At 63.6% G+C, this 12,166-nt stretch carries 12 protein-coding genes; 7 read left to right on the top strand and 5 right to left on the bottom strand.

Annotation, left to right across the window (positions count from 1 at the left end):
• Positions 1-132: 132 nt before the first annotated feature.
• The 5 genes from HBA54_RS11995 to HBA54_RS11975 form a co-directional block, all read right to left on the bottom strand.
• Positions 133-1,338, bottom strand: coding sequence for an HD domain-containing phosphohydrolase (locus HBA54_RS11995; protein ID WP_167224781.1), 1,206 nt, complete (start codon positions 1,336-1,338; stop codon positions 133-135).
• Complete coding sequence (locus tag HBA54_RS11990) at positions 1,335-2,543, bottom strand: HDOD domain-containing protein (protein ID WP_167224779.1); 1,209 nt, start codon at positions 2,541-2,543, stop codon at positions 1,335-1,337. Before HBA54_RS11990 ends, HBA54_RS11995 begins: the two co-directional genes overlap by 4 nt.
• Positions 2,544-3,920 (bottom strand): two-component system sensor histidine kinase NtrB, encoded by a 1,377-nt coding sequence (locus HBA54_RS11985; protein WP_167224777.1) that lies wholly within the window; start codon positions 3,918-3,920, stop codon positions 2,544-2,546.
• 4 nt (positions 3,921-3,924) lie between these two features.
• Positions 3,925-4,470 carry a heme NO-binding domain-containing protein gene (locus HBA54_RS11980; protein WP_167224775.1) on the bottom strand — a complete coding sequence of 182 codons (546 nt, stop codon included), beginning with the start codon at positions 4,468-4,470 and terminating at the stop codon, positions 3,925-3,927.
• Positions 4,471-4,741: 271 nt separating this feature from the next.
• The gene (locus HBA54_RS11975) at positions 4,742-5,623 is read right to left on the bottom strand and encodes a LysR family transcriptional regulator (protein WP_167224773.1); all 882 of its coding nucleotides are present in this window, start codon (positions 5,621-5,623) and stop codon (positions 4,742-4,744) included.
• Positions 5,624-5,749: 126 nt separating this feature from the next.
• Between HBA54_RS11975 and HBA54_RS11970 the strand changes: the two genes are divergently transcribed.
• The 7 genes from HBA54_RS11970 to HBA54_RS11940 are packed head-to-tail and all read left to right on the top strand — an operon-like array spanning position 5,750 to position 12,148.
• Positions 5,750-7,378 carry a thiamine pyrophosphate-binding protein gene (locus tag HBA54_RS11970; RefSeq protein WP_167224771.1) on the top strand — a complete coding sequence of 543 codons (1,629 nt, stop codon included), beginning with the start codon at positions 5,750-5,752 and terminating at the stop codon, positions 7,376-7,378.
• Positions 7,375-8,097, top strand: coding sequence for a succinate dehydrogenase/fumarate reductase iron-sulfur subunit (locus HBA54_RS11965; protein ID WP_167224769.1), 723 nt, complete (start codon positions 7,375-7,377; stop codon positions 8,095-8,097). The genes HBA54_RS11970 and HBA54_RS11965 overlap by 4 nt, the downstream gene beginning before the upstream one ends.
• Positions 8,094-8,423, top strand: coding sequence for a succinate dehydrogenase/fumarate reductase transmembrane subunit (locus tag HBA54_RS11960; RefSeq protein ID WP_205944597.1), 330 nt, complete (start codon positions 8,094-8,096; stop codon positions 8,421-8,423). Before HBA54_RS11965 ends, HBA54_RS11960 begins: the two co-directional genes overlap by 4 nt.
• Before the next feature lie 3 nt (positions 8,424-8,426).
• Positions 8,427-8,774: a succinate dehydrogenase, cytochrome b556 subunit gene (sdhC, locus tag HBA54_RS11955; protein WP_205944596.1), complete on the top strand. Its 348-nt coding sequence runs from the start codon at positions 8,427-8,429 to the stop codon at positions 8,772-8,774.
• A gap of 3 nt (positions 8,775-8,777) precedes the next feature.
• Complete coding sequence (locus HBA54_RS11950) at positions 8,778-10,526, top strand: L-aspartate oxidase (RefSeq protein ID WP_167224767.1); 1,749 nt, start codon at positions 8,778-8,780, stop codon at positions 10,524-10,526.
• Between the two features lie 15 nt (positions 10,527-10,541).
• Positions 10,542-11,507 (top strand): fumarate hydratase, encoded by a 966-nt coding sequence (locus HBA54_RS11945; RefSeq protein ID WP_205944595.1) that lies wholly within the window; start codon positions 10,542-10,544, stop codon positions 11,505-11,507.
• The gene (locus tag HBA54_RS11940) at positions 11,468-12,148 is read left to right on the top strand and encodes a fumarate hydratase C-terminal domain-containing protein (protein WP_167224765.1); all 681 of its coding nucleotides are present in this window, start codon (positions 11,468-11,470) and stop codon (positions 12,146-12,148) included. The genes HBA54_RS11945 and HBA54_RS11940 overlap by 40 nt, the downstream gene beginning before the upstream one ends.
• Positions 12,149-12,166 lie beyond the last annotated feature (18 nt).

The following is a 12,166-nucleotide window of genomic DNA, read 5'->3' as shown; positions in this document are numbered from 1 at the left end:
GCGACTCGAAAAAGCGGTCGCAGCTTGGCTGAAAAGGTCATGCCATTCCGCCGGGCGGACGACAACCCCTTTCCACCACTGCAGGCGTCAAGGTTATGAACAAAAACGGAAAAAGCAGCGCTGCCGGGAGGGTCAGGCCTGCGGCTGGTCGGCGGCGGCCTCTTCTTCGTCTTCAGGGGCGATCTGGACGACGGAGAGCGGCATCTTCAGGGTTCGTAACTTGTGGTACTGCTGAAGCTTCTGGATCATCGGGCGCGACAGGCGATGTCCCGCGGCGAGCACAAGGACGTCGGTTTCGGTTACCGCGTCCTCCACCAGCTTGTGATCGGATGTCAGCTGATGAAGCTGAACCTTCAGAACCTCCGGTTCGGGCGGCGCTTCGGTGCCCGCGCTTTCCTCGGGCGTCAGGCAGGCCCTTGCCGCCTTCAGGATCTCGGGGTCGTAGGCGTTTCCGGTCTTGGCCAGCCTGTCGAAGATCTCGGGTCCGGGTTTGTCGCGCGTTGAGGTGCAGGCAAGGTCGATCAGGATGCGCAGGATGCGGGCTTCGATGGGCAGGTCTGCGCCCTTGGTACCGTCGCCCGGGAAACCGCTGCCGTCATAGCCGGCGGACTGGTAGTAGACCGCCTGGGCAACGCCTTCCAGCCGGGGGATGTTCTTGATGAGATCCCGCGCGGTTTCCGGCGTGCGGGCCACCATATCGGCCTCGACCTCGTTCAGGTCGCCGCCACTGCGCAGCTTCGCGGTCACGTCGTCGGGCAGGGTGATGCGCCCGATCCCGTGCAGCATCGTCGCCATGTTCAGCGCCCAGGCATCATCAAGCTTTATGGCCTTGGCGAGAGCCTGTCCCCAGCGCTGCAGGCGGGCGATTTCCTTGAAGGCATCGGGGTCGCTTAGCGAGAGAACGTCGACCAGAACCTTCACGCTGCCGGCCAGGGTCTTCTCCAGAAGCTCCCGCTCGGCAGAGACAAGCCGGTACTGCTGCTGCGCCGCTTCGACGGCGACGGCCAGGTCTTCCGGTGCGCAGGGTTTCGTCAGAAAGCGGAAGATGTGCCCTTCGTTGACGGCATCCATCGCCGTCTGTTGATCGGCGTTGCCGGTCAGCATCATGCGAACCGTCAAAGGCGATTTCTGCTTCACCTGCCGCAGGAAGGAGATCCCGTCCATTTCGGGCATCTGCTGATCGCTGACGACCACGGCAAAAGGGCCGTCCTGCTTCAGGGTATCAAGGCCCGCAGCGCCGCCCTCGGCGGTTTTAAGGTCGAAGCGTTTTCGAAGCCCTCTTTTGAACCCGTTCAGGATTTGAGGATCATCGTCAACGAAGAGCACTTTTTCCGTCATGCGGCGGTTCCACGATTGATCCAGCCGTCGACCCAGGCATCGACCTTCGCTTCGCAACCTTGTCGGGCCACGAAGTCGGCGTCCAATTGAGCCGAGGCGGCCGCTTTGGGGTCGACGGCGTGCTGGCTTGTAACGATACCCAGCGCGGCATGGGCGGCGAGCAGCGGTATGCCCCGGTCTTCGTCGGCTGCAAGGTTGCTTGGCTCGTGGAGGTGCTGGATCGCGTCGACGACCGCGGGCGGCAATGCCCAGGCTTGCGCGAGATAGGCCCCCAGCGCGGCGTGATGGCTTCCGAAGACCTGATGCTCCGCTTCGTCCACCATCTGGCCGGCGGTTACCAGGGCGGGGACCTTGGCGTAGTCCTCCGGCGCCTGGTGGCACAACAGCAGTCGGCCAAGGCAGTGCAGCAGGCCGGCAAGCTGGGCCTGCGCAACATCGGCTGCGGCGGCACCTTCCTGCTTGGCGATCCAGGCGGCAAGCTCGGCCGTTTCCTGGGCCTGGGCGATGGTGCGCTCGTAGAGCGCCTTGCAGGCATCTGCGGGGTAGGGAAGGGCGAGTTCGTGGTTCAGCAAAAGGGTACGAAGAACATCCCAGCCAAGACGGGTCGCCGCCGCTTTGGGGCTGACAGCCGGGTCCCCGATACCGAAGTAGGCCGAATTTGCCAGCTGCATTACCTTGGCGGCGAGGGCCGGCTCCACTGAGAATATATCAGCGGCCAGATCCAGCGAGGCGGTTTCCTCGTCGAGCAGGTCGGTGAGTTGCTGGTGGGTCGCCTGGGAAACGGGAAGGCAGCCGACGCTGGTCACCAGTGCTTGAAGCTTGGCATTGCCAACAGCGTCGCGGCGGCGCAGGGCGGAGCGGATGATCTCGACCAGACGCTCGCTGTTGGAGGGTTTGGGCAGAAACTGATGACTGGTCGTGACGGTGCGGAAGGTTGCTTCGGTATCGGCTTCGCCGGAGAGTATGAGACGCAGTGTGTGCGGGTAGAGCCCGGATATCCGGTCGAGAAGCTCTGCGCCGTTCATGCCCGGCATTTTCATATCGGTCACGACGACGTCGACGGTCTGCTCCGATAGCTTCGCCAGAGCCGCTTCGCCGCCCTCGGCGAAGTCCATGTCCCATTCGTCGCGTAGACCGCGCAGCATACGCCGAAGCCCCTGGAGGATGTTCTTCTCGTCGTCGACGAAGAGAATGCTGGGTTTCATCTAACCGGCCTCCTTCATGGCAGCGGCTTCTTCCAGGGGGATGCGCACGATGAAGGTCGTGCCGGCGCCGAGTTTGGACTCTACCGAGATCGTGCCGTTGTGCTTTTGGGTGATGCTGCTATAGGCGATCGAGAGGCCCTGGCCGGTCCCCTTGCCGACGCCTTTGGTGGTGAAGAACGGATCGAAGATCTGTTTCAGGTTTTCCTCGGAGATACCGCAGCCGCTATCCGATACACGGATTTCCGCCATGCCGTTTTGCCGCGATGTCTTGATCGTGATCTCACCAAGTTCCTCGCCCTCCCTGCTGCTTTCGATGGCATGGGCGGCGTTGACGACCATGTTCAGGATGACCTGATTGAACTCACCCGGCAGGCAGGGCACCTGCGGCAGGCTGTCGTCGAAGATCGTTTCGACCTTGGCCAGATATTTCCATTCGTTACGGGCCACGGTAAGGGTCGTTTCGATGGCGCTGTTCAGGTCGACGAGGGTTTTTTCGGTGGTGCCGGGGTGGGAGAATTCCTTGACTGCAGTGACGATCTTGCTGATGCGGGAAACGCCGTCCAGGGTCTGGTCGATCGATCCGGGAACTTCTTCCTTCAGAAAGTCGATGTCGGCGTCTTCCTGGGATTTGCGCACCTCGGCGGCCTGATCACCCAGCACTCCGGCTTCCTCTGCGGCCTGCAGCAAAGCATCCTGGGCAGTCAGAACCTTCATCAGGTCTGCGAAGGCGTCCTTCAGAAAGTGGCCGTTGTCGCTGACGTACTGGACCGGCGTGTTGATCTCGTGGGCGATGCCGCTGGCCAGGGTGCCGAGGGATTCAAGCTTCTGCGCCTGGCCCAGTTCCTGCTCCAGCTTTGCCCTTTTCTCCTCTGCTTCCTTGCGCGAAGAAATATCTCTGCAGATCCAAACGGTAAAGCTGTTGCCGTCCAGATCGAGTTGGGTGATCGAGAGTTCCATCGGGAAGGTGGTGCCGTTCTTGCGCAGGCCGATGGACTCGATTGCGGCATCAGACGTATCGGTCGCCTGGTTCAGTTCCGAGACGGCATCGTATTTTCGTGCGGCTTCCTTGGCATCCGCGCTAAAGAGGTCGAAGAGGTTGCTGTTCAGCAGGTCTTCCTTCGACATCTCGAAGGTCAGCTCGGCGACGCGATTGGCGCGCACGATCTTGTCGGTTTCGTCGACCAGGAAGATGGCTGCCATAGCGTGATCGAGAACCGCCTGCAGCTGCTGCGACTGGGCCTTGATGAGCTGTGCCGACTTGGAAACCTGTTCGCTGGCGAGGAAGAGGTCGCGGCTCTTGGATTCAAGAATCGATTCCGCCTGGCGGCGGGCGATTTTTTCCCGGGACAGGCGTTTTTTGAGGACGTCGATATCCATGCGGTTAGCTTTTCCTGGTCAGGAGAAAACGAACCCTCTTACCGGACTCATCATCCAGATTGCTGCGCTCGAGCTCGACGTTTTCCCCATAGTAGTCAATACAACCCAGGATCAGGCCGTGGGCGGCGTCAGCAAGGCAGCGCTCCGACTCGTAGATGACCTCGAGCCGTTCGCCGCTCTCGCGGGTGCAGAGAATCCGTGGTGGGTTGGCCGCTTCGTCGAGCTTGCGCACCTCGGTGTGAACGATGCTCTCCACCCCCTCCATGAAGGTGAAGGCGTCTCTTATGCCGGAGAAAAACCGCGGGTAGGTGCGGACGAAGCGTTCGAAAAGGTAGAAACCGTAAGCACGAACCAGATCGGTGACCTCGGCCTTGGTTTCCTTGCTCAGGGCGACGACGAGCTGAATCAGCTCGGTATGGTCATAGGTTCCGATCGCGGTATAGGCACAGCCTGAAGGGACATCGACCATGTCGATGATTCTCTCCGTTGTTTCCGGATCGAACTTTGCATCGACCATCTCAAGAAACTCGGTGAAGATGATGCCCTTCATACTCAATGCCCTCCTGAGGCGGCGTTGCCCAGCAACCATGCCCAGATGAAACAGTGCTCAGCCCGTGAAATCGCGGGGCCGCGCCCGTTTGGTCCCGAGGAGCAGGAATTAGGCTAAAATACCCATCTAACTCAACAGAACGGCCAACTATGGAAGGCAAATCTACACAAAATGTTAATGCTCAAAGGTTGTGAATCTTATCAACCTGGTGGTTTGGACGGCCATAATGTGATGCAAGGCGCAGCTTGGGAAAACGGCGGCGCTGTGCCGCTTATGCCGCCGCCCGGTTCGCGTAGACGCTGCGGAGCGCCTCCACCAACAACGACACCAGATGCGCCTTGGGGCTGTCTTTGCGAGCCGCCACGGCCAGGTGACGCAGGATGGGCGGGGAGCCGAGGGGCAGGCTGCGGAGGTCCTTCGGTAAGGGATCGCCCCCGGCATTCAGCGGGACGATGGAGACACCGAGTTGGTTTCTTACCAGAGACACCACCGCGTCGAGCGTGTCGATCTCCATGCGCGACGCCACGGCAATCCCGCGGCGTTGGAGTTCGCTCTCTATAAGGCGCGCGACCCGCGCCTGGCGGCTGAAACGAACATAGGGTTGGGATTCGAGGATCTTGCGGATATCGCGCCCCTTGATCGAGCGGTGGGCGATGAGCGCCAGTGGCTCGCTGCCGATCCGGTGGCTGGTCAGTTCCTCCGACTGCGCTTCGGCCTCGGTCACCACCGCGCAGTCGATGATCCGGCGCTTCAACTGTTCTTCCAGGTCGTGGGACAGTCCGGTGGCGAGGCGCACCGAAAGCTCGGGGCGGCTGCCTTGCAGCTGCAGCAATGCCGCCGGCAGCGCCGCAGCGACAGCGGTGTGTACGGCGCCAACCCGGAGCACGCCGCCCGCCGGATCGCGCGAAAGGCCGTCGCTCAGCGTTTCCCAGTGGGCAAGGACTTCGCGGGCGCGGGCCACGAAGTCGCGGCCTTCGTCCGTCAACTGCGGGGGGCGGGTCCGGCGGTCGAACAGCGCGAGACCGGTTTCTTCCTCAAGCGCGCGAAGCTGAAGGCTGACGGCGGAGATCGAGACCCCCAGTCTGAGGCCTGCTTCCGCAAAACTGCCGCAGTCGGCGGCGGCGATCAGCGTATAGAGCGACTTGACGTCCATAGAGTTCGGCGCTGCATAATTGATCCCGAATACGTAAACTTACATAAATCTTGATTGAGAAAAATAAAAGATTAAACTTGCCTTCCGACGGGCCGAAACGGCTGACAATCTTCGGAGCAGAGATTTATGCGTGGTGCGGATCACTTGGCGGGCGCCATGGCGGATGCCGGCGTTGACGTGGTCTTTTCCCTTTCCGGCAACCAGATCATGCCGCTCTACGATGCCTTGATCGAGCCGGGTATTCGTATCGTCCACAGCCGCCACGAAGCGGCGGCGGTTTTCATGGCCGATGCCTATGCCCAGGTGTCGGGCCGTACCGGGGTTGCCCTGGTGACTGCTGCGCCCGGCTTCGGCAATGCACTGGGTGCGCTCTATACCGCCGCCATGTCGGAGAGCCCGGTGGTGCTCCTGTCCGGCGATTCACCCACGTCGCTGGATGGTCAGGGGGCCTTTCAGGAGTTTCCGCAGGTTGCGGCCGCGAAGCCTTTCGTAAAGGCGAGTGAGCGGGTGACCGCGGCGGTTGACCTCTCCGCGGCCTTTGCCCGCGCGGTGCGCCTCGCGCATGCCGGCCGTCCGGGCCCGGTCCATCTGGCCTTGCCTTTCGATGTGCTGAATGACGATGCCGGGCCCCTGTTGCCGCTGGCCGCTGATGCGTTCGCACCGTCCGTCAGGCAACCAGAGCAAGCCGTTATCGATGCGGTGGTGACGCGCCTGACGGGCTACAAACGGCCCTTGCTGTTGGCCGGGCCGTGCCTCAGCCCATCACGGGGGCGCGACCGCCTGGCACAACTGGCTGCGGCCCTGAATCTGCCGGCGATCAGCCTGGAAAGTCCCCGCGGGCTCCGGGATCCGGCGCTGGGTGCTTTTGCCGAAGTACTGGCCCAGGCCGACGGCCTGCTTTTCATTGGAAAGGCCGTGGATTTCATGTCCGGCTTTGCCGGCAAAAGCCAATCCCCGGGTGCCGAAGTGATGATACTGGACCCGGACCCGGCGGTGATCGCAAGGGCGGTGGAGGCCCTTGGCCGGCGCTTGGTTTTCTCGGCTGAGGCCGACATCCTTCCTGCCGCCGAGGCCTTGGCGGCTGCCGGTTCCGGCGGCGCGGTGCGCACTGCCTGGCGCGACGATGTTGCCGCGGCCCTGGCCTGCCGGGTCACGGCTCAAGGTGGTGGCGGTGTCCTGGCAGAACAGGTGGGCGGTGCCGTGCAGGCCGCGCTCAAGGGGCGGGATGATGCCATCCTGATCTGTGACGGCGGCGAGTTCGGCCAGTGGGTTCAGGCGACGGCAAACGCCGCAACCCGGATCATAAACGGCCCCTCCGGCGCTATCGGTGCCGCCTTGCCCTACGCCATCGGTGCCCGCCTGGCCCGGCCCGGGGCACGGATCATCACCCTGATGGGCGACGGTACCGCCGGCTTTCATCTGAGCGAGTTTGAGACGGCGGCGCGCGAAGAGACGGACTTCGTCGCCATCGTCGGCAACGACGCGCGCTGGAACGCCGAGCAGGTCATCCAGATCCGCGACTATGGCAAGGAGCGCCAGATCGGCTGCGACCTGAGCCCCGGCGCGCGCTATGATCAGGCCGCGGTCGCCCTCGGTTGTCAGGGTTTTCATGTTACCGAAGCGGACGCGTTGCCGGGTACCCTCGCAGAGGCACTGGGCTGCAAGGGCCCCGTCTGTATCGACGTTGCCATTGAAGCCCGGGCGGCACCTCAGGTCAGCCGCGCCCCGGCAATAGCGGTGAAGGCGCCGGGATGACGGAAACGTTGACGGTTCGCATCTGGCGCGGCAAGGCGGAGGGTCGCTTCGAAAGCTATGAGGTGCCGGCGCGCGCCAATCAGACCGTCCTCGACGTGGTCACCGAGGTGCAGCGCAGCCTGGAACCGGCGCTGGCCTATCGTTTCGCCTGTCGCGTCGGCGTCTGCGGCTCCTGTGCCATGACGGTGAACGGGCGCCCGCGCTGGACCTGCCGCACCCATGTCCGTCGTCTTGGCGGCGAGGGAACCCTGACGCTGGAGCCGCTGCGTAACCTGCCGCACATCAAAGACCTGGTGAGCGACCTGACACCCTTCTTCGAGAAGTGGCACAAGGCTGGCGGGCGCTTTGCCGGCACCGCAGGCCGGCAGGATCCGCCGCAGCGTGTCGATCCCCAGTCTGCGTCGCGGCTGGCGGCCTCTGCTGCCATCGAGTGCATCAACTGCGCGGTCTGCTACAGCGCCTGTGATGTGGTGGCCTGGGACCAGGATTACCTGGGTCCGGCGGCCCTGAACCGTGCCTGGACCCTGGTGAACGATGCCCGTCATGGCGCCCGCGAGGAAACGCTGGACCGGGCCTTCGCGGCGGGTGGCTGCGCCTCCTGCCACAGCCAGGGCAACTGCACGCGTCACTGCCCCGTCGAGCTTAGTCCTTCGCAATCCATTGCCGGCCTGAAGCGCAGCACCCTCTTCGGGCCGCCCAAGGTCGGGGAGCCGGGATGATGGAGCGCCGCCTGTTCATTCTGCAACGTCTCAGCGCGATGGTCCTGGCGCCTCTGGTGCTGGTCCACCTGGGTCTCATCCTCTATGCCGTGCGCGACGGCCTGACGGCGGCGGAAATCCTGGGGCGCACTCAGGGCAGTTTGGGTTGGGCGTTGTTCTACGGCGCCTTCGTTCTCGCCGCGGCTGTTCATGCGCCGCTCGGTCTGCGCAACATCCTGCGCGAGTGGACCGGCGTGGGGCTGAGGCTGATAAACCTGCTCTCCCTGGTTTTCGGCCTCCTGCTTGCCGGTCTCGGTTTGCGGGCCGTCGTTGCGGTGGTCGCCTAGATCATGCAACCGCTGCGCAGCCACGAAAGCTACCTCGCCTTTCTCGGTCATCGCTTGTCGGGGCTGGCCTTGGCGGTTTTCCTGCCGTTTCATTTTCTTGCCCTGGGTCTTGCGCTGGAGGGGGCCGAGCGGCTCGATGGCTTCCTGGCCTTTGCCGAACTGCCGCTGGTGAAGGTTGCGGAATGGGGGCTGGTCACCCTGCTGACTTTGCATCTGTGTTTCGGTATCAGGGTGCTGGCGTTGGAATTCCTGCGCTGGCCGTTCCCTAGCGATCCGCGTCTGCGGTGGATTTTCCCGGGCGCGGCGGCGGCCTTTGTCGTCGGTCTCGTCTTCTTTGTTCAGATTGCCTGAAGCATGCGGATCGAACACCACAAGACCGACATCCTGATCCTCGGCACCGGGGGCGCCGGGCTGTTCGCCGCGCTGCACGCCAAACAGGCCAATCCGGACCTTGACGTGACCATTGCCGCCAAGGGGCTGCTGGGCAAATGCGGCTGCACGCGCATGGTGCAGGGCGGTTACAACGTCGCCCTGGCGCCCGGCGACTCAGTCGAGCGGCATTTCATGGACACCATCGTCGGCGGCAAATGGCTGCCGCGCCAGGATCTCGCCTGGGAACTCTGCGTGAAGGCGGTGGAACGTGTTCGCGAACTGGAGAACGAGGTCGGCTGCTTCTTCGACCGCAACGCCGACGGGTCGATGCATCAAAAAGCCTTTGCCGGCCAGAGCTTCGACCGCACGGTGCACAAGGGCGACCTGACCGGTATCGAGATCATCAACCGCCTGATGGAGCAGGTCTGGGCGCTCGACGTCACCAGGCTCGAGGAGCACCGGGCCATCGAATTGATCCCGGCCCGCGACGGCTCCGGTATCGCCGGGGTGTTGATGATCGATATGCGCGAGGGCACATACCGCCTGGTTCAGGCCAAGGCGGTGCTGCTCGGCACCGGTGCCGGGCCGACCATGTATCTCTACCACACGCCCTCCGGCGACAAGAGCTGCGACGGCCTGGCGATGGCACTGCGCTATGGCCTCAGTCTTCGGGACATGGAGATGGTGCAGTTCCATCCCACCGGGCTGCTCGGCGGCCCCGACACGCGGATGACCGGCACGGTGCTGGAGGAGGGGTTGCGCGGCGCCGGCGGCTATCTGCTGAACGGGGCCGGAGAACGTTTCATGGAAGGCTATCACCCCGCCGGTGAGCGGGCGACCCGTGACATCGTCTCCCGCGCCATCTATTCGGAGATGCGCGCCGGTCGGACAACGCCGATGGGCGGCGTCTTCATCGAGATGGCGCACCTGGGCCCCGAGACGGTCAGCGAGCGGTTTCCGGGCATGGTGAAACGCTGTGCCGACTGCGGTTTCGATCTTGCGGCGGGCCGTGTCGAGGTGGTGCCCACCGCTCACTACATGATGGGCGGCGTGGAATTCGACATTGATTGTTCCACGGCTGTCCCGGGCCTCTTTGCGGCCGGGGAAGACTGCGGCGGCGTTCACGGCGCCAACCGGCTGGGTGGCAACGGCGTCGCCAATTCCACCGTCTTCGGCGGTATCGCCGGCGATGCCATGGCGGCCTATGTGGCGGTTGAGGCCGGCTGGCGCGACGCGGATGAAGCGGCGGTCGATGCAGGTGTCGCCCGGGCGGAGCGGCCTTTCGCCCTGCCGGCGGGTGATCTGGGTGGGCTGCGCGAGCGGCTCTGGCAGGACATGTGGGATCACGTCGGCGTTATGCGAACGGCACAGAGTCTTCAGACCGGCAGCGCGGCGATTGAGCGTTTGGCGGCTGCGCTTCAGGAAACGGGTCTTGCGGATGGCGACAGGGCCTTTAACCTCACCTGGCATGACTGGCTCAATCTGGACAGTCTGCTGACGACCAGCAGCGTCATCGCCGGGGCAGCTTTGGCGCGGGAGGATTCCCGGGGCGCGCATTTCCGCGAGGACCATCCGGAAACCGGCGATCTGGTGAGCAGCGCCTACACGCGCTGCAGGCTGCGGAACGATACGGTTGAAACCGAGATGGTGCCCGTCACTTTCGATCTGGTGAAGCCCGGAGAGTCGCTGATCGATGGCGAGGCCGGTGCACCGCCGGCAGCAACGGCCTGAACGAGGGAGGATCTGATGATCGAGAACCAAGCGATCGAAGCGGCCGGCTATGAGATCATGAAAAAGGCCGCTATCGACATCCCGGAAGACTACCTTCAGGGCATCAAAGGTATGATCGATGTCGAAAGCGGCGATCTTTCGACCTTCGTGCTGCAGTCCATGGTGGAGAACTGGGAAGCCGCCAGCGAAGACCGGCGGCCGATGTGCGCCGACACGGGCCTGCCGCGCTACTACGTGAAGCTGGGTGACAAGGCCAGGTTCGGCGGCGGTTTCACCGGGATAGAGCGGGCGCTCCGAAGCGCCACGGCGCGGGCGACCCAGGATGTGCCGCTGCGCCCCAACCGGGTTCATCCGCTCTGGCGAACCGAGCACAACAACAATGTCGGCATCAATGCCCCGGAAATCGAGTGGAGTTTCGAGCCGGAGGCGGACTGGATCGACGTCACCACGGTGCACAAGGGCGGGCTTTTCGGCTCCGACTATCGGATGCTCTTTCCCGGTGACGGGATCGACGGCATCAAGCGCTTTCTGCTGGATACCCTGATTGCCTTCGGCAAGCGGGGGTTGGCCTGTCAGCCGGCCATCGTCGGCATCGGTATCGGCGGTTCCAAGGACACCTGCATGGTCCTGGGCAAACAGGCGGCCTGCCTGCGCGTCGTCGGCGACCGCAACCCCGACCCCAAGATCGCTGCTCTAGAGCAGGAATTGAAGGAACTGGGCAACAACATCGGCATGGGGGCCATGGGTTTCGTCGGTTCGTCCATGGTGGTCGACTGTCATATCGAGGTGGGCTACACACACACCGGCGGGATGCCGGTCTCGGTTCACACCTTCTGCCTGTCATCGCGCCGTGCCACGGCGCGCCTCATGGCGGATGGTTCCGTGACCTATCGGACAGACCCGCTCTGGTTCACCCCTTACATGCGCAGGGAGACGGTGGAATGGCCAAGCCAGGACACAAGCTTAAACAGGTCCGCCTGACCCTGCCGGCCAGGCCGGAGGATATTGCGGCGCTGGAAATCGGCTCCGTCGTTTTCCTCAGCGGCTTGGTCTATACCGCGCGTGAAGGCGTCTACAACCGGGTGCTGGTCGAGGGGCAGGCCCTGCCGGAGGGGCTGATCGAAGCCAGTAACGTGAACTTCCACTGCTCGCCCGCCGCCGCGCCCCAGCCGGATGGCGGCTACGTGATCGGTGGCGTGACGGCGACCGCGAGTTTCCGCTTTTCCAAGTACCTGGGCGACTGGCTCGATCTCACCGGCACCAAGATCGTCATCGGCAAGGGCGGCATGCCGCGCGACGATTACAAGAAGGTCCTGGCGTCGCGCGCTGCGGTCTACCTGACGACCGTCGGCTACGGTACCGGCGCGTTGCTTGGCCGCGGAGTCAAGGCGGTGCGCGCGGTTCATTGGCTGGACGAACTGGGTATCGCCCAGGCGCTCTGGCTGTTCGAGGTGGAGAACTTCGGCCCCTTCATCGTCGACAGCGACCTGCAGGGAAATTCGCTCTTCGCGCAGCAGGGCGACATCGTCAATCAGGGCATCGCCAAACTCTATGAGGGCCTGAAGCCGCCGGCATTGCATCGCTATGGTGAAACCGACGACCGCGAAGACGAGGTTATGTGACTGCGCTAGAGGCCGGCG

The sequence above is a fragment of the Pelagibius litoralis genome (assembly GCF_011683915.1).
In the GTDB taxonomy this organism is placed as follows: domain Bacteria; phylum Pseudomonadota; class Alphaproteobacteria; order Kiloniellales; family Kiloniellaceae; genus Pelagibius; species Pelagibius litoralis.
This window is presented reverse-complemented; position numbering and strand designations above follow the sequence as displayed.